General features: G+C 71.4%; 15 protein-coding genes. 5 read left to right on the forward strand and 10 right to left on the reverse strand.

Translation table 11 applies throughout. The features are described 5' to 3' along the window. Nucleotides 1-70 precede the first annotated feature (70 nt). The 3 genes from ACWCQM_RS38385 to ACWCQM_RS38395 all read right to left on the reverse strand — a co-directional run bounded on the left by ACWCQM_RS38385 (nucleotide 71) and on the right by ACWCQM_RS38395 (nucleotide 3,432). Nucleotides 71-1,501, reverse strand: coding sequence for a DUF2252 domain-containing protein (locus ACWCQM_RS38385; protein WP_450919710.1), 1,431 nt, complete (start codon nucleotides 1,499-1,501; stop codon nucleotides 71-73). A 178-nt stretch (nucleotides 1,502-1,679) separates the two neighbouring features. After that, on the reverse strand, nucleotides 1,680-2,636 hold the full coding sequence (locus tag ACWCQM_RS38390) for a DUF389 domain-containing protein (protein WP_450919711.1): 957 nt from the start codon (nucleotides 2,634-2,636) through the stop codon (nucleotides 1,680-1,682). Nucleotides 2,637-2,814: 178 nt separating this feature from the next. Then, complete coding sequence (locus ACWCQM_RS38395) at nucleotides 2,815-3,432, reverse strand: hypothetical protein (RefSeq protein WP_450919712.1); 618 nt, start codon at nucleotides 3,430-3,432, stop codon at nucleotides 2,815-2,817. A gap of 123 nt (nucleotides 3,433-3,555) precedes the next feature. Here ACWCQM_RS38395 and ACWCQM_RS38400 point away from each other — a divergent pair, with 123 nt between their 5' ends. Further along, nucleotides 3,556-3,783 (forward strand): DUF6011 domain-containing protein, encoded by a 228-nt coding sequence (locus tag ACWCQM_RS38400; protein ID WP_450919713.1) that lies wholly within the window; start codon nucleotides 3,556-3,558, stop codon nucleotides 3,781-3,783. A gap of 16 nt (nucleotides 3,784-3,799) precedes the next feature. Here ACWCQM_RS38400 and ACWCQM_RS38405 read toward each other — a convergent pair whose 3' ends face one another. Then, the gene (locus ACWCQM_RS38405) at nucleotides 3,800-4,675 is read right to left on the reverse strand and encodes an acyl-CoA thioesterase (RefSeq protein WP_450919714.1); all 876 of its coding nucleotides are present in this window, start codon (nucleotides 4,673-4,675) and stop codon (nucleotides 3,800-3,802) included. A 34-nt stretch (nucleotides 4,676-4,709) separates the two neighbouring features. Then, on the reverse strand, nucleotides 4,710-7,223 hold the full coding sequence (locus tag ACWCQM_RS38410; RefSeq protein ID WP_073750003.1) for a DEAD/DEAH box helicase: 2,514 nt from the start codon (nucleotides 7,221-7,223) through the stop codon (nucleotides 4,710-4,712). Nucleotides 7,224-7,379: 156 nt separating this feature from the next. Between ACWCQM_RS38410 and ACWCQM_RS38415 the strand changes: the two genes are divergently transcribed. Next, nucleotides 7,380-8,171: a metal-dependent hydrolase gene (locus ACWCQM_RS38415; protein ID WP_450919715.1), complete on the forward strand. Its 792-nt coding sequence runs from the start codon at nucleotides 7,380-7,382 to the stop codon at nucleotides 8,169-8,171. Between the two features lie 53 nt (nucleotides 8,172-8,224). Beyond that, nucleotides 8,225-9,760, forward strand: a complete 1,536-nt coding sequence (locus tag ACWCQM_RS38420) for an ATP-dependent DNA ligase (protein WP_450919716.1) — start codon at nucleotides 8,225-8,227, stop codon at nucleotides 9,758-9,760. Nucleotides 9,761-9,845: 85 nt separating this feature from the next. Here the strand turns inward: ACWCQM_RS38420 and ACWCQM_RS38425 are convergent, their stop codons facing one another. The 5 genes from ACWCQM_RS38425 to ACWCQM_RS38445 all read right to left on the reverse strand — a co-directional run bounded on the left by ACWCQM_RS38425 (nucleotide 9,846) and on the right by ACWCQM_RS38445 (nucleotide 18,521). After that, entirely contained in the window at nucleotides 9,846-11,207 is a 1,362-nt protein-coding gene (locus ACWCQM_RS38425) for an NAD(P)/FAD-dependent oxidoreductase (protein ID WP_450919717.1), read from the reverse strand. A 140-nt stretch (nucleotides 11,208-11,347) separates the two neighbouring features. Next, nucleotides 11,348-13,129, reverse strand: a complete 1,782-nt coding sequence (locus ACWCQM_RS38430) for an ABC transporter ATP-binding protein (RefSeq protein WP_450919718.1) — start codon at nucleotides 13,127-13,129, stop codon at nucleotides 11,348-11,350. Next, nucleotides 13,126-14,955, reverse strand: a complete 1,830-nt coding sequence (locus ACWCQM_RS38435) for an ABC transporter transmembrane domain-containing protein (RefSeq protein ID WP_450919719.1) — start codon at nucleotides 14,953-14,955, stop codon at nucleotides 13,126-13,128. Before ACWCQM_RS38435 ends, ACWCQM_RS38430 begins: the two co-directional genes overlap by 4 nt. Before the next feature lie 127 nt (nucleotides 14,956-15,082). Beyond that, nucleotides 15,083-18,028 carry an FAD-binding and (Fe-S)-binding domain-containing protein gene (locus tag ACWCQM_RS38440; RefSeq protein ID WP_450919720.1) on the reverse strand — a complete coding sequence of 982 codons (2,946 nt, stop codon included), beginning with the start codon at nucleotides 18,026-18,028 and terminating at the stop codon, nucleotides 15,083-15,085. Nucleotides 18,029-18,074: 46 nt separating this feature from the next. Then, nucleotides 18,075-18,521: a MarR family winged helix-turn-helix transcriptional regulator gene (locus tag ACWCQM_RS38445; protein WP_267077112.1), complete on the reverse strand. Its 447-nt coding sequence runs from the start codon at nucleotides 18,519-18,521 to the stop codon at nucleotides 18,075-18,077. Between the two features lie 149 nt (nucleotides 18,522-18,670). Between ACWCQM_RS38445 and ACWCQM_RS38450 the strand changes: the two genes are divergently transcribed. Together ACWCQM_RS38450 and ACWCQM_RS38455 are read left to right on the forward strand one after the other, a co-directional pair. After that, nucleotides 18,671-20,476: an ABC transporter ATP-binding protein gene (locus tag ACWCQM_RS38450; RefSeq protein WP_450919721.1), complete on the forward strand. Its 1,806-nt coding sequence runs from the start codon at nucleotides 18,671-18,673 to the stop codon at nucleotides 20,474-20,476. A gap of 100 nt (nucleotides 20,477-20,576) precedes the next feature. Continuing rightward, complete coding sequence (locus tag ACWCQM_RS38455) at nucleotides 20,577-21,203, forward strand: hypothetical protein (protein ID WP_450919722.1); 627 nt, start codon at nucleotides 20,577-20,579, stop codon at nucleotides 21,201-21,203. Nucleotides 21,204-21,529 lie beyond the last annotated feature (326 nt).

Genomic DNA, 21,529 nt, shown 5'->3' on the forward strand with positions numbered 1-21,529 from the left:
ACGGTGATACCACGATGTCCATTTATGTCCGTGATGCACCCGCTGTTGAGGCCCGGTGAATCCGGCCCCGCTACTTCCCCGCCTCCTCAACCGACGGAAGGCGGCCCGCCGTGACCGCGTCGACCAGGGCCTGGTGATCCCTCTCGTTCTGGTCGGCGTACCGCTCCGCGAACGTCTCCAGCGCCCGGTCGAAGACATCACTCCGGCCCAGATACGCCGCGATGGCGATGCGGTCACCGGACCGGGCGTGCGCGCGGGCCAGCGTCGACCCGCACAGCTCCCCGAAGGCGGCCATGCCGCGCGGCACCATCAGCTCCGGTTCGGCGATGCCCTTCCAGTCGCGCAACTGGCGTACGTAGAAGTCCCTCTGCCTGCCGTCCAGGCCGTCCACCCGCTCCCAGCCCAGGAAGATGTCGCCGGCCGCCTGCATCAGGCGCTGGCCGGCCACCACCCGCCGGCCCTGGTTCCGGTACGCGCTCGCCCCCGTGTGCGGCGCCAGTACCGAGGTGTCCGCCTCCTTGGCCTGGAGGAAGAGCGGGTCCCCGCCGTCCCTGCCCAGCAGGAGAATGATCCAGCAGCGCGTCCCGACGCTGCCCACGCCCACGACCTTGCGGGCCATGTCCACCGGGCGGTAGTCGGCGAGCAGAGCCCTGCGGTCCGTGGGAAGGCTGCGGCCGTAGCGCCGGATCAGCTCGTGGAGGCGGTCCTGGGTCGCGTGGAGTTCCCTGCCGCTCAGCAGATCGGCGAGCGGCACGATCAGCGGCGGGTCGGCGGCGATCCGGAACCGTCCGCCCGACTCCTCGGTGAGCTTGGCGAACGCCTGGAGGCTGTCCCGGGAGCGGGCCTTGGACACCGCGCTCGCCACACGCTTGCGGCCCCGGGCGGCGAGCCTGTCGCCGGCCACGGTCCTGAGGCGGTCCGCATCCGTCTTCGTGTACCAGACATCGAGGTTGCGCATCTCCGCGAACCGGAACATCGACTCCCGGTACGACCGCACGGTCGCCCGCACGATGCGGGCCCGTTCCTTGTCCGTGAAGCCGTTGGCGCGCCCGGCGATGGCGAGGCTGGCGGACAGCCGCTTGACGTCCCACTCCCAGGGCCCCGGCAGGGTCTCGTCGAAGTCGTTGATGTCGAACAGCAGGTTGCGCTCGGGGGAGGCGAGCAGCCTGAAGTTCAGCAGATGGGCGTCACCGCACAACTGGGCCCTCAGCCCGGACCGAGGTGTACCGGCCAGGTCGGACGCCATGATCGCCGCGGCGCCCCGGTAGAAGCGGAACGGTGACTCCGTCATCCGCCCGTACCGGATCGGTACGAGCTCCGGCACCCTGGCCGCGGACTGCGCCTCCAGGAGGGCCAGCGGATCGGGCCGGTCCGCCGGCGGCTCGTACGCGCGATGGCTGGACCGGGGGGCCCGTTTGCGCGCCGCCCTGCCGAGCGCGGCCCGTTCCTGCGGCGTCGCGCCCGGTACGGCGCGGAGCGGTGAGGTGCGTTCCTTCGGCATGAGGGCCCTCCTGGCTGCGGGCGGGGCGGTGCGAGCGGCCTGCCTCCCATCATCGCGGGCCCGGCTGATTCCGGCCGCTCGGCGCGGTTTCCGGGCGGCGCGCGGCCCTGCGGGCGCGGTTCCCGGTCGGCGCCGACACAGGTGGGTCCGGCCCCCGGTGGTACGGGACCGCGTGCTCTCAGGCGCGCCCGCCGTCCCGTGCCTGCTTCCGGCCCACCCACCGCCAGATCGCCCGCTGGAAGCGGAGCGCCCCCGCGCCCACGACGATGAGCACCACGATGTTGACCAGGAGCTGGACGAGGGAGCCCCACGCCTCGGACCAGCTGGCGAAGGCCGTGGAGACGCTGATCGCCGCCGCCGCAGGAATGGTCGTGACGGAGATGAACACCCCGAGCAGGGCACTCGTGCGCGCCTCGGTCAGCGACACGATGCCGACGACACCGGCCAGGCCGGCGACGGCGAAGGAGAAGAAGTTCGGGGTGTTGATCAGGTCGGAGACCGGCCGCAGTCCCCGGTCGAACGCCTCGGACTGAAGCCCGAAGCCGCGGATGAGCAGGCTGAAGAGGAAGGTGACCACGATCGTCAGCAGAAGGCCCGCGCACAGCGCGGTCAGTCCCGTGCGGACCATCGCCCGGTTCCCCTGGTCGATGCCCAGGGCCACGGCGACGATCGCCCCGTACTCGGGGCCGACGACCATCGCTCCGACGATCAGGATCTGGGAGTTGGTGACGATGCCGACCGAGCCGATCAGCCCCGCCACGACCAGGTAGAGGTAGAAACTCGGCGCATACCTCCCCTCGGACCGGATGCGGGCCTCCACCTGCTCCCAGACCGGTGCGCCGGTGAGTGCCCCGAGCCTGCGCGCCGCGGCCTCCGACGCCCGCCCCGGGAGCGCCATGTCGACCGGTTCGACGACGACGGATCCGCGCACGTCGACCTGGAGCAGCCGCAGTCCGCGCAGGACCTCGTTCGCGGCACCCGCCAGCACGTCGCACCCGATGGAGTCGCCGTCGGGACGCCGCGCGGCACCCCGCTGCACGATCAGGTTCAGGACGTACGGGGTGCCGGAGAGAAACTGCTCGACGCGCTCGGTGAGGTCCGGCGGGCTGACCGCGCGGATATGGATCATGTCCACGCGGCGTCTCCCCGGGGTCGGGAGGAGGCGTACGCAGGGCAGTGGCGTCCGGGCGCATATGCCGTAGATCGGGCGGTCATGGACCGATACCCTCCCACAGCGGCACACCGGTCCGGCGGGCGACGGGCAGGCCGGACCGCCGGTTTCGGAGGCGCCCGGCCGGTGACGGGACCGGCCCTCACTCCTTCCCGTCGTCCCACTCCCTGCCGAGCAGCCAGCTGTCGAACGTACGCATCACGGCCACGAGCGCCGCACCCAGGCGCGGGTCGTGACCGGGCGCGTGCACGTGCAGGGCATCACCCTTCGACCTGAACTCCAGCGGGACGTCCCTGCCCGCACGCCACACGATGCGCCGGGGCCCGCGTGCCGCGTCACCGTCACCGCTCAGCAGGCTCAGCAGGATGATCAGGATCTGCACGGGGGAGAGCAGCCACCACACGAACCACCAGACGATCCGGCCCTTGAAACCCACCGCCTCCGGGCCGCCCGCCGGAGTCACCGTCCAGCGGGTGCGCAGGCCCCTGCCCCTGAGCGCCTTCTCGCGCACGAGGGTGCCGAGGAGTTCGCCGTGCGCTCCCAGCACCTGGTACACCGCCACCCCGCTGCCGGCCGACACGGTCACCAGGGAGGCCAGCCGCTTCTCGCGGCGCTCGTCCGCCCACAGCGCGAAGGAGCGCGCCCCGCTGCCCCGCGCCGCCCGGTAGGCGGATATCCCGCCCGGAGGGAGGTCGCGTTCCACGTACGCCAGCACGCTGCCGGCTCCCCGGCCGTCGTCGCACCGCACCAGGTGGGTCACCGGAAGGGGGCCCGCACCCCCGGCCGCCGTTCCACGGTCCCGCGGAACGGGCTCCATTCTCAGCACGCCGCTCAACCGCCGGTCTCCTTCGTCATTGTCGTACCGGCTTGAGAGGATTCCCCCGTGGAGTCCCCCGAGCCCTTTCCCGATGTCCCCGGGCCGCCGGCCGAGCCGGTTCCGCCCCCGGGCCGCCGTCCGGTGCGCTGTGCCCTGTGCGGGCGCCCGCTCACCGGCACGGACTCACGCCGCGCCGGACTCGGCCCCGCCTGCGATGCCAAACTGCATCCGGGCGGGCCCGGCATCCGGACCCGCCGTCACGAGGTGGACCAGGACCCGCTCCCGGGCATCTGACCCGCCCCGGGGGCTGTCACGCGCCGTCGAGCCGGCGGAACAGCCCCTCCTGCACCACGGACACCAGCAACTGCCCCTGGCGGTCGTAGATCCTCCCCCTGGCCAGTCCCCGGCCACCCGTGGCGATGGGCGACTCCTGGTCGTACAGGAACCATTCGTCCGCCCGGAACGGCCGGTGGAACCACATGGCGTGGTCGAGCGAGGCCATGTCGAAGCCGCGCGGCCCCCACAGCGGCTCCACGGGGATGCGGACCGCGTCCAGCAGCGTCATGTCGCTCGCGTACGTCAGCGCGCAGGTGTGCACCAGCGGGTCGTCGCCCAGCGGGCCCACCGCGCGCATCCACACGGCGCTGCGCGGGTCGGCGTCCTTGACCTCGTCCTGGGTCCAGCGCAGCCGGTCGACGTAACGGATGTCGAAGGGCTGGCGCCTGGCCATCCGCTCCAGCGCCTCGGGCAGGCCACCGAGGTGCTCGCGCACCTCGTCGGCGACCGTCGGAAGCTCCTCCGGGTCGGGGACGACACGGGCAGGGGGCAGCTGGTGCTCGAAGCCGGCCTCTTCGGGGCGGTGGAAGGACGCCGTGAGATTGAAGATCGTCCGGCCCTGCTGCACGGCCGTGACCCGGCGCGTGGTGAACGAACGGCCGTCCCTCACCCGCTCCACGTCGTACACGATCGGCACGCCCGGCCGTCCCGGACGGAGGAAATAGGCGTGCAGCGAATGGACGGGACGGTCCCCGTCGGTGGTGCGGCCGGCCGCGACCAGGGCCTGGCCGGCGACCTGCCCGCCGAAGACCCGTTGCAGGGACTCCTCGGGGCTGCGGCCACGGAAGATGTTGACCTCGATCCGCTCCAGGTCGAGCAGGTCGACCAGGCTGTCGGCGGGGTTCGTCATGCGGTTCTTCTCCACTCTCCTGGCCGGTGCGCCGTCACAGCCGGCCCACGGCCGTGACCCGGACGACGGCCCGGCCCTCCTCGTCGGAGGCCGCGAGATCGACCTCCGCACGAATTCCCCAGTCATGGTCCCCAGCGGGGTCGGCGAAGGCCTGCCACACCCGCCACAGCCCGTGCTCGGGGTCCTCGTCGATCTTCAGCAGCTTGGGGCCGCGCGCGTCCGGACCCGTGCCCAGGTCCTCGTGCGCGTCCCAGTAGTCGTCCATGGCCTCGCCCCACGCGTCCTCGTCCCAGCCCGCGTCGGCGTCCAGCTCGCCCAGGTCACGGACGCGGTCCAGGGCCGCCAGTTCCACCCGGCGGAACATCGCGTTGCGCACCAGGACCCGGAAGGCGCGGGCGTTGGCCGTGACCGGCTTGACCTCGTCGGCCTTCTCCTGTGCCTGCTCCGCCGTCTCCACCTCCGGATTGGCCAGCTGCTCCCACTCGTCCAGCAGGCTGGAGTCCACCTGACGGACCATCTCGCCCAGCCAGGAGATCAGGTCCTCCAGGTCCTCGGACTTCAGGTCGTCGGGGATGGTGTGCTCAAGGGCCTTGTACGCGCTCGCCAGATAGCGCAGCACGATGCCCTCGGTGCGGGCCAGCTCGTAGTTCGAGGTGAACTCCGTGAAGGTCATGGCCCGTTCGTACATGTCGCGGATCACCGACTTCGGCGACACCGGATGGTCACCGACCCACGGGTGGCTCGTGCGGTACACGTCGTACGCATGCCAGAGCAGCTCGCTCAGCGGCTTCGGATACGTGACCTCCTGGAGCCGCTCCATCCGCTCCTCGTACTCGACACCGTCGGCCTTCATCTGCCCGACGGCCTCGCCGCGCGCCTTGTTCTGCTGCGCGGCCAGGATCTGCCGGGGGTCGTCGAGCGTCGACTCGACGACGGAGACCATGTCCAGGGCGTACGAGGGAGACTCGGCGTCCAGCAGGTCGAAGGCCGCCAGCGCGAACGTGGACAGCGGCTGGTTGAGCGCGAAGTCCTGCTGGAGGTCGACGGTGAGCCGTACGATCCTGCCTTCCGCGTCGGGCGTGTCGAGCTGCTCCACCACACCGCCGTCCAACAGCGAGCGGTAGATCGCGATGGCCCGCCGGATGTGCCGCAGTTGCGCCCTGCGCGGCTCGTGGTTGTCCTCCAGTAGATGCCGCATCGCCTCGAAGGCGTTCCCCGGGCGGGCGATCACCGAGAGCAGCATCGTGTGGGTCACCCGGAAGCGGGAGGTCAGCGGCTCGGGCTCGGACTGGATCAGCTTGTCGAAGGTGGTCTCCGACCAGGCGACGAAGCCCTCGGGGGCCTTCTTGCGGACCACCTTGCGCTTCTTCTTGGGATCATCGCCGGCCTTCTTGACGGCCTTCTCGTTCTCGATGACGTGCTCGGGGGCCTGCGCGACGACGAAGCCCGCCGTGTCGAACCCGGCCCGGCCCGCGCGCCCCGCGATCTGGTGGAACTCACGGGCGCGCAGCGTGCGCACCCGGGTGCCGTCGTACTTGGTGAGAGCGGTGAACAGCACCGTGCGGATGGGCACGTTGACGCCGACGCCCAGCGTGTCCGTACCGCAGATCACCTTCAGCAGGCCCGCCTGTGCGAGCTTCTCGACGAGGCGGCGGTACTTCGGGAGCATGCCCGCGTGGTGCACCCCGATCCCGTGCCGTACGTAGCGGGAGAGGTTCTGGCCGAACTTGGTGGTGAAGCGGAAGCTGCCGATCAGGTCGGCGATCTTCTCCTTCTCCTCCTTCGTGCACATGTTGATGCTCATCAGCGACTGCGCCCGCTCGACGGCGGCGGCCTGGGTGAAGTGCACGATGTAGACGGGCGACTGCCTGGTGTCCAGGAGTTCGGTGAGCGTCTCGGTGATCGGCGTCAGGCGGTACTCGTAACTCAGCGGGACGGGCCGGGTCGCGGAACGGACCACCGAGGTCGGACGGCCGGTGCGGCGGGTCAGGTCCTCCTCGAACATCTTGACGTCGCCGAGCGTGGCGGACATCAGCACGAACTGCGCCTGCGGGAGCTCCAGCAACGGGATCTGCCAGGCCCAGCCGCGGTCGGGCTCCGCGTAGAAGTGGAACTCGTCCATCACGACCTGGCCGATGTCGGCGTACTTGCCGTCGCGCAGCGCGATCGAGGCCAGCACCTCCGCGGTGCAGCAGATGACCGGGGCGTCGGCGTTGACCGAGGCGTCGCCGGTCAGCATGCCGACGTTCTCCGTGCCGAAGAGCTTGCACAGGTCGAAGAACTTCTCCGAGACCAGCGCCTTGATCGGGGCGGTGTAGAACGTGACCTTGTCCTGGGCCAGCGCGGTGAAGTGCGCACCCGCCGCGACCAGGCTCTTCCCGGAGCCCGTGGGGGTGGAGAGGATCACGTTCGCCCCGGAGACCACCTCGATCAGCGCCTCCTCCTGAGCCGGATAGAGGGTGATGCCCTGCGATTCGGTCCATGAGGAGAAGGACTCGAAGAGGGCGTCCGGGTCGGCGGTCGGGGGGAGCTGATCGATAAGGGTCACGCCCCCATCTTGCCTGCCTCCCGCCCGGATGAGGGAACCGGAGGACCGGGTGAAGATCACGGACGATACGCTGCCCACTCAACTCGGCTGCCTCGCACAGACAATGGCGGCCCGGCCGCAGCACACGGCCGAATCACGATGGGGGCGGGAAAAGCCATGATGGGACCGGCACACTCTCTGTCGGGGGCGGCGGCCTGGCTGGGGGTGGGTGCCGCGGCCGCGGCCGCGGGTCACACGATGCCCTGGCCCGTCCTCGTCGTCGGGGCGCTGATCACCGCCGGCGCGGCACTCGCCCCGGACCTCGACCACAAGTCGGCGACCATCTCGCGTGCCTTCGGGCCCGTCTCCAAGGGCGTCTGCGAGATCGTCGACAAACTCTCCTACGCCGTGTACAAGGCGACCAAGGGGCCCGGCGACCCCCGCAGGACCGGCGGCCACCGCACCCTCACGCACACCTGGCTCTGGGCCGTGCTGACCGGCGGAGCCGCCTCCGTCGCCGCGATCACCGGTGGCCGCTGGGCGGTACTGGCGATCCTCTTCGTCCACCTCGTCCTCGCGGTCGAGGGGCTCCTCTGGCGGGCGGCGAGGGTGTCCAGCGACGTCCTCGTATGGCTGCTCGGCGCGACCAGCGCCTGGATCCTGGCCGGTGTGCTGGACCAGCCGGGCAACGGTTCGAGCTGGCTGTTCGAAGCGCCGGGTCAGGAGTACCTCTGGCTCGGTCTGCCGATCGTGCTCGGCGCCCTCGTCCACGACATCGGCGACGCGCTGACGGTCTCGGGCTGCCCGATCCTGTGGCCCATCCCGCTGGGCCGCAAGCGCTGGTACCCGCTGGGACCGCCGAAGGCCATGCGCTTCCGGGCCGGCAGCTGGGTCGAGCTCAAGGTGCTGATGCCCCTGTTCATGATCCTCGGGGGAGTCGGCGCGGCGGCGGCACTCAACGTCATATGACGCCCCGCACCTCTCCGGGAGCGGCGGGCCCGCAGCCGTAGGACCATGGCGTCATGCTGCTCGCCAGGCTCGCCCATGTGTCCCTGGAGGTCGCCGCGACCTCGGCCCGCACCCGGAAGACCGCCCTGCTGGCCGAGCTCTTCCGGGAGGCCGGCCCCGACGACGTCCCCGTCGTCATCCCGTACCTCGCCGGCCGCCTCCCGCAGGGACGGCTCGGGATCGGCTGGAGCACCCTGCGCGTTCCGGTGACACCCGCGCAGGAGCCCACGCTGACCGTGGTGGGGACACACACGGAGCTGACCGCGATCGGGGCCCTGACCGGCCCCGGCTCGCAGTCCGCCCGCAAGGAGCGCCTCGCCGGGCTGCTCGGCGCCGCCACCGCGGACGAGCAGTACTTCCTGCGCGGGCTGCTCACCGGGGAGGTGCGCCAGGGAGCGCTGGACGCCGTCGCGGTCGACGCCCTGGCCGATGCCGCGGGAGCGGCGCGTCCCGAGGTGCGGCGTGCGGTCATGCTCGCCGGATCCCTCGCTCCCGTCGCGCGTGCCGTGCTCGCCGAGGGCCCCGGGGCCCTCGCGTCCTTCCGGCTCACCGTCGGACGGCCCGTCCAGCCCATGCTGGCGCACACCGCCCGCTCGGTGGCCGAGGCGATCGACCGGCTGGGACCCTGCGCCGTCGAGGAGAAGCTGGACGGCATCCGCGTACAGGTGCACCGGGACGGGCCGCACGTGCGCGTCTACACCCGCACGCTCGACGACATCAGCGACCGGCTTCCCGAGCTCGCCGCCGCGGTGACCGGCTTTCCCGCCCACCGCTTCATCCTCGACGGCGAGGCGATCGCCCTCGGCCCCGACGGGAGGCCCCGGCCCTTCCAGGAGACCGCGGGCCGGGTCGGCTCACGGCGTGACGTCGTCACCGCGGCGGACGCGGTACCCGTGGTCCCCGTCTTCTTCGACGTGCTGTCCGTCGACGGACGCGAACTCCTCGACCTTCCCCTCACCGAGCGGCACCGGGAACTGGCCGGGCTGGTGCCCGAACCGATGCGCGTACGGCGGGTCACCGTGGAGAACTCCGGGAACGACGCACAGCGCGCGGCCGCGCTGGAATTCGCCGAGGCCACACTGGCCCGCGGCCACGAGGGCGTGGTGGTCAAGGGCGCGGAGGCGGCGTACAACGCGGGCCGGCGGGGTGCCTCCTGGCTGAAGGTGAAGCCCGTGCACACCCTGGACCTCGTGGTCCTGGCCGCCGAATGGGGCCACGGCCGACGCACCGGGAAACTCTCCAACCTGCACCTGGGGGCACGCAGGGAGGACGGGACGTTCGCGATGCTCGGCAAGACCTTCAAGGGACTCACGGACACCATGCTCAGCTGGCAGACCGAGCGCCTGCGGGAGCTGTCCACCGGCGACGACGGGCACGTGGTCACCGTCCGCCCGGAACTCGTGGTCGAGATCGCCTACGACGGGCTGCAGACCTCCACCCGCTACCCGGCGGGGGTCACCCTGCGCTTCGCTCGCGTCCTGCGCTACCGGGAGGACAAGCGGGCCGACGAGGCGGACACGGTCGGGACGGTGCTCTCCCGCCGCACATGACCCCGGCGGTCGGGACGGTGCCGGCCGGCCGGACATGACACCGGCCCCCGCCGTGAGGCGGAGGCCAGGGAGCCGGGCGGCCGGATCAGCCTCGGTGGTCCGCCCCGGCGGTGTGGGCGCGGATCTCCTCCGGCGTCAGATAGGCGTCGGTGTACTCGAAGTCGCGCAGGGTCGCCGGCTTGCGGGCCTGGAACCCCGTGCGCACGAAGTCGTCACCGGCGATCGCGTTGAGCAGCCAGTTCGTCATGACCCGGGTCTTGGCGACATTGGTCCGCAGCGCCGCCCAGTGGTAGCCGCGCGCGGCGGCCTGGGCGGGCAAGCCCTTGAGCTCGATGCCCAGCGGCTTGGACACCGCGTCCCGGCCGCCCAGGTCCACGACGAGACCGAGGTCCTTGTGGACGTACGGCTGGAGCGGGCGCCCGCGCAGCTGCGCGATGATGTTGTCCGCGAGCGCGCGGCCCTGACGCATCGCGTGCTGCGCGGTGGGCGGGCAGATCGCACCGTCCCCCTTGGCCAGATCGGGCACGGCCGCCGCGTCGCCGAGGGCGAACACCCCGTCCACGCCGGGAAGCGACATCTCCGGGGTCACCGCCAGCCGGCCCCGCACGGTCTCGGCCTCCAGCGTCGCGACGAGGGGGCTCGCCGCGACCCCGGCGGTCCAGATCAGCGTCCGGCAGGGCAGCACCCGGCCGTCCGTGAAGGTCACCTTGTCCGGTCCGGCCTCGGCCACCGAGACGCCGAGCGAGACCTCGATGCCGCGCTTGCGCAGGATCTCCAGGGCGCTGGTGCCCAGCTTGTCGCCGAGCTCCGGCATGAGCTTGGGCGCGATGTCGATCAGATGCCACTTGATCAGCCTGGGATCCAGCCGGGGGTAGTGCTTCACGGCGTTGGTGGTGAGCAGCTGCAGGCACGCGGCCGTCTCCGTACCGGCGTAACCGCCGCCCACCACCACGAACTGCAGCCTGGACGCCCGCTCCTCCTCGTCGTGGCTCGCGTCGGCGAGGTCGAGCTGGGAGATGACGTGGTCCCGGATGTAGGCCGCCTCGGCCAGCGTCTTCATGCCCCGGGCGTTGTCGAGCAACCCCGGGATGTCGAAGGTCCGGGTGACGCTTCCCGCAGCCAGTACGAGGTAGTCGTACGGCTCGTTCACGATCTCGTCCGTGATCTTTCGGACCACGCAGACCTTCGCCTTCGTGTCCACTCCGATGGCCCCGCCTGGCACGATCCGGGTGCGGTGGCGCCGACTGCGGCGCAGCGAGACGGCGACCGACTGGGGGGTCAGCACCCCGGAGGCGACCTGGGGCAGCAGTGGCAGGTAGAGCTGGTAGGAGAACGGGGTGACGAGCGCGATCTCCGCCTCCCCGGGGACGAGGGTGCGCTCCAGACGGCGCACGCACTCGACCCCGGCGAAGCCGGCGCCGACGACGAGAATTTTGGGTCGTGCCACGGTGTGCGTCCCTTCTCGGTCCTACGCGGTCATCGCTCGCCTGCCCCGTATCCGGGGCCAGTCACTCCATATCCTTACCGGAGGGGACCGACTTCGCCTCTTGTGCGGCAGTCACGGCGCGTGCGACGTACGGCCGCGGCTCACCCGTGCCAGGAGCGCCACAGAGCCGCGTAGGCGCCGTCCGCCGCCACCAGTTCGTCATGGCTGCCCAGTTCGGCGATCCGGCCGTCCTCGACGACCGCGATGACATCCGCGTCGTGCGCGGTGTGCAACCGGTGGGCGATCGCCACGACCGTACGGCCGTCCAGCACCTTGGCCAGCGAACGCTCCAGATGGCGGGCCGCCCGGGGATCGAGCAGCGAGGTCGCCTCGTCCAGCACCAGCGTGTGCGGGTCCGCCAGGACCAGCCGTGCCAGGGCGATCTGCTGCGCCTGCGCCGGGGTGAGGGCCAGACCGCCCGAACCGACCTCGGTGTCCAGACCCTCCTCCAGCGCCTGCGCCCAGCCGTCCGCGTCCACCGCGGCGAGCGAGGCCCACAACTCGGCGTCCTCGGCGTCCGTACGGGCGAGCAGGAGGTTGTCCCGGAGCGAGCCCACGAACACGTGGTGCTCCTGGTTGACGAGGGCCACATGGGTCCGCACCCGCTCCGCCGTCATCCGGGACAGCTCCGCGCCTCCCAGAGTCACCGAACCGGCCCGGGGAGCGTAGATCCCGGCCAGCAGCCGTCCCAGGGTCGACTTGCCCGCACCCGAAGGACCGACCAGCGCCAGCCGAGTCCCCGGGGCGACGTCCAGTGACACCTGGTGCAGGACGTCGACGCCCTCGCGGTAGCCGAAGCGGACCTCGTCGGCCCGGACCTCGCGGCCCTCGGGTCCGACGCCCTGGTCGCCCGCGTGCGGCTCGATCTCCCGTACGCCGACGAGCCTGGCCAGCGACACCTGGGCTACCTGGAGTTCGTCGTACCAGCGCAGGATCAGACCGATGGGGTCCACCATCATCTGGGCCAGCAGCGCGCCCGTCGTCAGCTGGCCGACCGTGATCCAGTCCTCCATCACGAACCAGCCGCCCAGGAGCAGCACCGCGCCGAGGATCGTCACATACGTGGTGTTGATGACGGGGAAGAGCACGGAGCGCAGGAACAGGGTGTACCGCTCCCAGGCGGTCCACTGCTCCACCCGCCGGTCCGACAGCGCGACCCTGCGGTCCCCCAGGCGGTGGGCCTCCACGGTCCGCCCCGCGTCCACGGTCTCGGCGAGCACCGCGGCCACCGCCGCATAGCCGGCCGCCTCCGAGCGGTACGCGGAGGGCGCCCGCCTGAAGTACCAGCGGCAGCCGACGAGCAGCACCGGAACCGCGATCAGAGCGGCGAGCGCCAGGGGCGGGGCGGTGACGGTGAGCGCGCCGAGGAGCAGCCCCACCCAGACCACGCCGATCGCCAGCTGGGGCACGGCCTCACGCATCGCGTTGGCCAGCCGGTCGATGTCCGTCGTGATCCTGGACAGCAGGTCCCCGGTGCCGGCCCGCTCCAGGACGCCGGGCGGCAGCCCGACCGACCGTACGAGGAAGTCCTCACGCAGATCGGCGAGCATCTCCTCGCCGAGCATGGCCCCGCGCAGCCGCATGGTCCGTGTGAACACGGTCTGCACGACCAGGGCCAGGGCGAACACGGCGGCGGTGCGCTCCAGATGGAGATCGGTGACGCCGTTGGAGAGGTCCTCGACCAGCCCGCCCAGGAGGTACGGGCCGGTGATGGACGCGATCACCGCGATCGCGTTGACCGCGATGAGGACGGCGAACGGCCTCCGGTGACGACGCAACAGGGCGCGCACGTAGGTCCGCACGGTCGTCGGCGCACCGACCGGCAGGGTCGTCGCCGACTCGGGGGCTGCCGGGTCGAACGCCGGTGGTGCCAGGCCGATCATGCTCTCTCCTCGATTTCCTCGATCGCCCGGGCAGGCGGCAGGCCGTCGACCACGGCGAACTCCTCGCGTGCCGCGGTCTCGTCATCGGTCTCACGGGTGACGACCGCCCGGTAGCGCGGTTCGTCCCGGAGCAGTTCGCGGTGCGTGCCGGCCGCCACGACCGTGCCGCCGTGCACGAGCACGACCCGGTCGGCGAGGTCCAGCAGCAGTGGCGACGAGGCGAACGCCACCGTCGTACGGCCGCCGCGCAGTCCCTGGATGCCGGCGGCGACCCTGGCCTCCGTGTGGGAGTCGACGGCGGACGTCGGCTCGTCGAGCACCAGCACCTCCGGATCGGTGATCAGCGAACGGGCCAGCGCGAGCCGTTGCCGCTGCCCGCCGGACAGGGACCTGCCGCGCTCGGTGATCCGCGTGTTCATGGGATCGCCGTCGGCGTCCACGGAAGCCTGGGCCAGCGCGGCCAGCACATCACCGCACTGCGCCGCGGTCAGCGCCTCCTCGGCCGTGACATGGCCCGAGGAGGGCATGTCCAGCAGTTCCCGGAGCGTGCCGGAGAGCAGCACCGGGTCCTTGTCCTGCACCAGGACCGCGGTCCGCGCGGTGTCGAGCGGCAGCTCGTCCAGCGGCACACCGCCCAGCAGCACCGAGGGGACCGGCTCCGACGCCTCGTCGGGCTCCGCGTGGCCGCCGAGCCGCTCCGCCAGCCGCCCGGCCTCGTCGGGGTCGCCGCAGACCACGGCGGTGAACCGGCCCTGCGGCGCCATCAGACCCGTCACCGGGTCGTACAGGTCGCCCCGGGGCGTGACCGCTTCGAGCGTCGAGGGGCGGACGGTGCGCCGCAGGGACAGCACCCGGACCGCGCGCTGCGCGGACGGGCGGGAGAAGGAGTACGCCATGGCGATCTCCTCCACGTTGCGCAAGGGGAAGAGCATCAGTGTCGCCGCGCTGTACACGGTGACCAGCTGGCCGATCTCGATCCGGCCGTCCCGGGCGAGCGTCGACCCGTACCAGACCAGCGAGATCAGCAGAACTCCGGGCAGCAGCACCTGGATCGCCGAGATGAGGGCCCACATCCGCGCACTGCGGACGGCGGCCTTGCGGACCTCCTGGGAGGCGCGGCGGTAGCGGCCGAGGAACAGCTCCTCGCCGCCGATGCCGCGCAGCACCCGGAGCCCGGCGACGGTGTCGGACGCCAGCTCGGTGGCGCGGCCCGCCTTCTCACGCTGGAGGTCGGCCCGGCGGGTGGCACGGGGGAGCAGCGGAAGCACGGCCAGAGCCAGGACGGGGGTGGCGACGGCGACGAGCACGCCGAGCGAAGGCAGATAGAACACCAGCCCGACGCAGATCAGTACGAGCGCGGTCGCGGCGGCGGCGAAGCGTGACAGCGCCTCGACGAACCAGCCGATCTTCTCGACGTCGCCCGTCGACACGGCGACCACTTCGCCGGCGGCGACCCGGCGGGTCAGTGCCGAGCCCAGCTCGGCGGTCCTGCGGGCGAGCAGCTGCTGCACCCGCGCCGCCGCGGTGATCCAGTTGGTGACCGCGGTGCGGTGGAGCATGGTGTCGCCCACGGAGATGAGGACGCCGAGGGCGACGAGCAGGCCGCCGGCCAGCACGAGGTCCCGGCCGGAACGGTCGACGACGGCCTGGATCGCGAGCCCGACCGCGAGCGGAAGGCCGGCGATCGCACAGTGGTGGAGCAGCCCCCAGCCGAGGGACTTGAGCTGACCGGTGAGCTGACTGCGGCCGAGCCAGAACAGAAAACGTGGTCCTGAACGGACATCGGGGTCGCCGGGATCCGAATACGGAAGATCGCGAATCTGCATGACGTCCCAAGGATCGTATGGCGGAGGCCCAGGAGGGACCTCGTGGAACAGTGGGGAACCAAACCGTGCAAGGTTCGCTTCCCGCCCCCCTCGGGGGCAACCCATTATTTCCGCCGGGCGCCAGGGCTCAGACGACGGGCCTGGTCGCCCGCTCCAGCTCGATGAGCGCCGAGTGATAGCGGTGGCCCGTCGCCCGGTCCATCCCGATCTCGCACGTCCTGTTCGCCGACAGATAGGCGTCGTACTCGCGGCTGTTGACCTCCGCCGCCTCCTTGGCGGTCGCGCTGTCCGGGAGCTCCTTGTGCAGCATGCCGCGGTCGCCGGCGAATCCGCAGCAGCCCGCGTCGTCCGGGACGACGACCTCGTCGGCGCAGGCCTCGGCCATCGTACGCAGGTGTGCGACATCGCCCAGATGCTCCATGGAGCAGGTGGGGTGCAGGACGGCGGAGCCCGTCCTGCGGAACACCGTGAGGTGGGGGAGGAGCTCATCGGCGGCCCAGACGAGCGAGTCGACGAAGGTCATCTCGCGGTGCAGCGCCATGTTGTCCTCGGTGAGATACGGAACCACCTCGCGCGCCAGGCCGAGCGTGCACGAGGAGGCGTCGACCACCAGCGGCAGTGTGCCGCCGGCCGTCCAGCCCCAGGCGGCCTCCACGACGCGGTTGGCCATGACCGCGTTGCCCGCGTCGTAACCCTTGGAGTGCCAGATCGTCGCGCAGCAGGTCCCGGAGACGTCCTCGGGGATCCAGACCGGCCTGGCCGCACGCGCGGACAGGGAGACGACGGCCTCGGCCAGTGACACTGCCCCGGCGTCGGCGGGACCGGCGAAGATGCGGTTCACACAGGCGGGGTAGTAGACGGCGCTCGCGCCCGCCCTGGAGGTGGGCGGGAGGGTACGGGACGCGGCCCCGGGGATCTCGGGCAGCCATTCCGGCATCAGATCGGGGCGTACGGCCCTGCGGGCGAGCCGGGTCACGGAACCCAGCAGCCGGTCACCCGCCGGGTGGCGGGTGATGAGGCCGGCCACGCCGAGCGCGATCCTGGCCGAGGCCTCGACGGCCTTGAAGTGCCGCGCGGCCAGTGCCGCGACGCGTTCCTCGCGCGGGGAGTGACGCAGACGCCGGAAGCCCTTCATCATCGCCCCGGTGTCGATGCCGACCGGACACGCGAGCTTGCACGTGGAGTCGCCCGCGCAGGTGTCCACGGCGTCGTAGCCGTAGGCGTCGAGCAGCCCGGCCTCCACGGGGGAGCCGTCCGGCTGGCGCATCATCTCCCGCCGCAGCACGATCCGCTGACGCGGCGTGGTGGTGAGGTCCTCGCTGGGACAGGTCGGCTCGCAGAACCCGCACTCGATGCACGGGTCGGCCACCGGCTCGACCTTGGGGATCGTCTTGAGCCCGCGCAGATGCGCCCGCGGATCCCGGTCGAGGACGATCCGGGGCCCCAGTACCCCGTCGGGGTCCAGGGCACGCTTCGTACGCCACATGAACTCGGTGGCGACGGGGCCCCACTCTCGCTCCAGGAACGGCGCGATGTTACGGCCCGTCGCGTGCTCCGCCTTCAGCGATCCGTCGAAACGGTCGACCACGAGCGTGCAGAAGTCGTCCATGAACGCGGCGTACCGGTCCACGTCGGCGGGCTCGGCGGCGTCGAAGGCGAGGAGGAAGTGCAGGTTTCCGTGGGCCGCGTGACCCGCGACAGCGGCATCGAAGCCGTGTACGGCCTGGAGCGCGAGCAACGCCTCGCACGCCTCGGAGAGGCGCGAGGGAGGGACGGCGAAGTCCTCCGTGATCAGCGTCGTGCCCGAGGGTCGGGTGCCGCCGACGGCGGTGACGAACGCCTTGCGGGCCTTCCAGTACCCGGAGACCGTGGCGGCGTCCCGGGTGAACTCGTTGGTCACGGAGAGGGCGGGCGCCACCAGGGAGAGATCCGCGACGACCGCGGCCGCCTCCCGCTCACGGGCCGCCAGAGTGTCTTCGTCGGGGGCGCGGAACTCCACCAGCAGCGCCGTCGTGCCGTCCGGGAGCGTCGCCCAGTCCGAGGGGACCCCCTCGACGCTGACCGAGGCGCGCAGCGTGTTGCCGTCCATCAGCTCCACGGCGATCGCACCCGCCTCGTTGAACCGGGGTACCGCCGCCGCGGCCGCCGTGAGCGAGGGGAAGAACAGCAGGGCGGAGGAGACGAGGCGCTCCAGGGGCAGGGTGTCGAGGACGACCTCGGAGATGAAGCCGAAGGTGCCCTCGGAGCCGACCATGAGGCCGCGCAGGATCTCCACGGGCGTCGACCCGTCGAGGAACGCGTCCAGGCGGTAGCCGTTGGTGTTCTTGATCTCGTACTTGGCGCGGATACGGGCGGTGAGACCCTCGTCCGCCTCGATGTCGGCCTTGATGGCCAGCAGTTCGTCGCAGAGGCGTGGTTCCGCGTGGCGCAGCAGTTCGTCGGCGTCCGGTTCGCCCGTGTCGACCACCGTGCCGCTCGGCAGGACGAAGGTCAGCGAGGCAACCGTGCGGTACGAATTCCGGGTGGTGCCCGCGGTCATCCCGGAGGCGTTGTTCGCGACGACGCCGCCGATGGTGCAGGCGATGGCGCTGGCGGGATCGGGACCCAGGATCCGGCCGTGGCGGGCGAGGGTGGCATTGGCCCGCATGACGGTGGTCCCCGGACGGATCCGGGCCCGCGCGCCCCCGTCCAGGACCTCGATCCCCGTCCAGTGGTGGCGTACGTCGACGAGGATGTCCTCCCCCTGCGCCTGGCCGTTGAGGCTGGTCCCGGCGGCCCGGAAGACGACGCCGCGGCCGTTCCCATGGGCGTAGGAGAGGATCGCCGAGATGTCGTCGAGATCCTCGGGAACCAGCACGACCTGCGGCAGGAAGCGGTAGGGGCTGGCGTCGGAGGCGTACCGCACGAGGTCGGAGACCTTCCAGAGCACCTTCTCCGGGCCGAGCAGGGCGGTCAGACCGGCCCGCAGCTCCGCCGGGGTCCCGGACGCCTTCCAGCCGGGCACCCGATCGGGGGACGGTGACCGGTCCGTGCGGGGACGCAGGGCTTCGGGCTTCGGCTCCAGCAGCGGCATGTCCAGGTCCCCTCGACGGCACGGTGCGGTGGCCGCACCGCATGCCTCAGCAGCGGCGGCGCTCCGGCATTCCGGCGACCAGAGCGTTCAGCAGGCCGCCGAGCACCTCGCGCTGATCGGCGGTCAATGGAGCCAGGATCTCCTCCGCGGCGGCCTTGCGCGCGTCACGCATCGAACGGAGCACGGCCCGGCCCTCCTCGGTGATCTCGATCCGGACCACCCTGCGGTTGGTCGGATCAGGGGCGCGGCGCACCCGGCCCGCGGCCTCCAGCCCGTCCACGAGGGTGGTCACCGCGCGGGGGACGACGTCCAGCCGCTCGGCGAGATCGGCCATCCGGGGGGCGCCGTCGTAGTGCGCGGTCGTGCGCAGCAGGCGGAACTGGGCCGGTGTGATGCCGATCGGCTCCAGCTGACGGCTCTGGATGCGCTGGAGACGGCGGGTGAGCCGCAGCAGCTGTTCGGCGAGCATGCCGTCGGAGTCGGGGGAGTCCATGAGGGAACAATATCAGGACCACGTTCATTGTGAATAGAGGTAACAATGAGCTAGGCTCTCAAAATCGGCCCCGCGCGCCTGCGCCCGCAGCCCCCCGCGCCGGACCTCGCACGCTTCGCCCCTTTCCCCGCACGCTCTCGAAGGAGCTCATGAAACCCGACGAACCCACCTGGACGCCCCCGGCCGCGGAGGCCGGGCAGCCGCCCGCCGAGCTGCGCCGCATCTTCCGGCTCTTCCGTCCCTACCGCGGACGGCTCGCCGTGGTCGGACTGCTGGTCGGCGCCGCCTCGCTGGTCACGGTCGCCTCGCCCTTCCTGCTCCGCGAGATCCTGGACACCGCGATCCCACAGGGGCGCACGGGGCTGCTCACACTGCTCGCGCTCGGCATGATCCTCACCGCCGTGATGACCAGCGTCTTCGGGGTCCTGCAGACGTTGATCTCCACGACGGTCGGCCAGCGCGTCATGCACGACCTGCGCACCGCCGTCTACACCCAGCTCCAGCGGATGCCGCTCGCCTTCTTCACCCGGACCCGCACGGGCGAGGTCCAGTCCCGCATCGCCAACGACATCGGTGGGATGCAGGCGACGGTGACCTCCACGGCCACCTCCCTGGTCTCCAATTTCACCTCGGTCGTCGCCACCGTGGTCGCCATGCTCGCGCTGGACTGGCGGCTCACCGTCGTCTCGCTGCTCCTACTGCCCGTCTTCGTCTGGATCAGCCGCCGTGTCGGCCGGGAGCGCAAGAAGATCACCACTCAGCGGCAGCGCCAGATGGCGGCGATGGCGGCCACGGTCACCGAATCGCTGTCGGTCAGCGGCATTCTCCTCGGCCGGACCATGGGGCGCTCGGACTCCCTCACCAAGGCGTTCACCGAGGAGTCGGAGCGTCTGGTCGACCTCGAAGTGCGCTCGAACATGGCCGGACGCTGGCGGATGTCGACCATCGGCATCGTGATGGCCGCGATGCCCGCCGTCATCTACTGGGCCGCGGGCCTCACCCTCCAGTCGGGCGTCACCGCCGTCTCCGTCGGCACCCTGGTCGCCTTCGTCTCGCTCCAGCAGGGGCTGTTCCGGCCGGCCGTGAGCCTGCTGTCCACCGGGGTGCAGATGCAGACCTCCCTGGCCCTGTTCGCGCGGATCTTCGAGTATCTCGACCTCGAGGTGGACATCACCGAGCCCGAGAAGCCCGTCCGGCTGGAGAGCGTCCGGGGTGAGATCGCCTTCGAGGACGTCACCTTCGGCTACGACGAGAAGAGCGGCCCGACGCTGAACGGCATCGATGTGACCGTGCCCGCCGGGAGCAGCCTGGCCGTCGTCGGCCCCACCGGGTCGGGCAAATCCACCCTCAGCTATCTGGTCCCGCGGCTGTACGACGTCACCGGTGGCCGCGTCACCCTCGACGGGGTCGATGTGCGGGACCTGGACTTCGACACGCTCGCCCGTGCCGTCGGCGTGGTCTCTCAGGAGACCTACCTCTTCCACGCCTCGGTCGCCGAGAACCTCCGCTTCGCCAAGCCGGACGCCACCGACGAGGAGATCGAGGCCGCGGCGCGCACCGCCCAGATCCACGACCACATCGCCACCCTCCCCGACGGCTACGACACACTGGTGGGGGAGCGGGGGTACCGCTTCTCCGGTGGCGAGAAGCAACGGCTCGCGATCGCCCGCACGATTCTCCGCGACCCGCCCGTGCTGATCCTCGACGAGGCGACCAGCGCCCTCGACACCCGTACGGAACACGCGGTGCAGCAGGCCATCGACCACCTGTCGAAGGGCCGCACCACGCTCACCATCGCGCACCGGCTCTCCACGGTCCGGGACGCGGACCAGATCGTCGTTCTGGACGAGGGCCGGATCGCCGAGCGAGGTACGCACGAGGAACTGCTCGCGATGGACGGGCGCTATGCCGCCCTGATCCGCCGCGACGGTCATCTGACCCCGACGGCCACATGAGCGGAACGGCGCCGGCCACGGCGTTGCATGGGAGGGCATGGACGTCCGAAAGGCCGGCCCGCCCAGATGGCCGGCCCGCGATGCGGCATGATCGCGGCCCATGAGAGCACTGCACGGGGTGGAACTCCCCGGATACCGGCCGCTGGACCATGACGGCGGCGAGCACGGCGACGCCTGGGTGAACGACGAGGGCGATGTCCTCTCGCTGCACTACTTCGCACTGCCACCCGACCTTCCGGCAGGTCTGGACGACGGCCCCACTCTGCGAGGCGCCCTCACCCACTGGACGGCGCAGGCCGGCGGCGGACTGATCGAGGCCTCGGTGAAGCGGCTGGGCGGACTGCCCGCACTGCGGCAGATACTCAAGCTGCCACTGCCCCAGCAGCCCAGCGGGCAGGTGTTCATCGGCAGCTTCACGGTGCCGCGCCGAGGATGCAGCACGGTGGTCAAGATCCAGTCCCCCGAGCGTGGGATGACGGGGATGCGAGAGGCCGTCGTCATGGCGAAGGTCGGCCCCGACTCGTACTTCCGGCCGCATCCCTACGCCCCCGACGTGCAGGGCGGCCTTCCCTTCCACACGGCCGACCACGCCCAGTGGGACGCGGAGTTCCCCGCCCATCCGCTCACCCGGGTGCGCCGGACGCTCGACGCGCTCGCGGAAGCGGTCACCGCGGACCCGGGTTTCGCGGCCCTGCCTCCGTTCACCGGACCGGCCGCCGGAGCCTGACGGAGCCGGTCACACGGCAGCGCCGCCGCCCCCTGGGACGGGGAGCGGCGGCGCCTTTGTGCAGAGACGGTCAGACGAGCCAACCCACGAAGTGGACGACGCCGGCAAGCAGGTTGGTCAGGAAGTTCATCTGTGTTTCTCCTCGTACGTGGTGCATCTGTGGGACATACGCTGTAGCGGTCTGCAGCCCGCCGTGTGCGCTCAGTAATCATCAGCCCTCGCACGGGAGTTGAGCAACCAATCCTGGAACGACCACGCGTTCGAGCGAACACCCGATCCCGTGTTCGTGTGTTCTGGTGCTGCGCCGATCCGTTGAGGGGCCGCCG

This window comes from Streptomyces sp. NPDC002125, from assembly GCF_053593715.1.

Coding starts and splice junctions, on each gene's coding strand:
- ACWCQM_RS38385 (WP_450919710.1), bottom strand. CDS start 1,501: ATGCCGAAGGAACGCACCTCACCGCTCCGCGCCGTACCGGGCGCGACG.
- ACWCQM_RS38405 (WP_450919714.1), bottom strand. CDS start 4,675: ATGACGAACCCCGCCGACAGCCTGGTCGACCTGCTCGACCTGGAGCGG.
- ACWCQM_RS38415 (WP_450919715.1), top strand. CDS start 7,380: ATGATGGGACCGGCACACTCTCTGTCGGGGGCGGCGGCCTGGCTGGGG.
- ACWCQM_RS38420 (WP_450919716.1), top strand. CDS start 8,225: ATGCTGCTCGCCAGGCTCGCCCATGTGTCCCTGGAGGTCGCCGCGACC.
- ACWCQM_RS38430 (WP_450919718.1), bottom strand. CDS start 13,129: ATGATCGGCCTGGCACCACCGGCGTTCGACCCGGCAGCCCCCGAGTCG.
- ACWCQM_RS38435 (WP_450919719.1), bottom strand. CDS start 14,955: ATGCAGATTCGCGATCTTCCGTATTCGGATCCCGGCGACCCCGATGTC.
- ACWCQM_RS38440 (WP_450919720.1), bottom strand. CDS start 18,028: ATGCCGCTGCTGGAGCCGAAGCCCGAAGCCCTGCGTCCCCGCACGGAC.
- ACWCQM_RS38445 (WP_267077112.1), bottom strand. CDS start 18,521: ATGGACTCCCCCGACTCCGACGGCATGCTCGCCGAACAGCTGCTGCGG.
- ACWCQM_RS38450 (WP_450919721.1), top strand. CDS start 18,671: ATGAAACCCGACGAACCCACCTGGACGCCCCCGGCCGCGGAGGCCGGG.
- ACWCQM_RS38455 (WP_450919722.1), top strand. CDS start 20,577: ATGAGAGCACTGCACGGGGTGGAACTCCCCGGATACCGGCCGCTGGAC.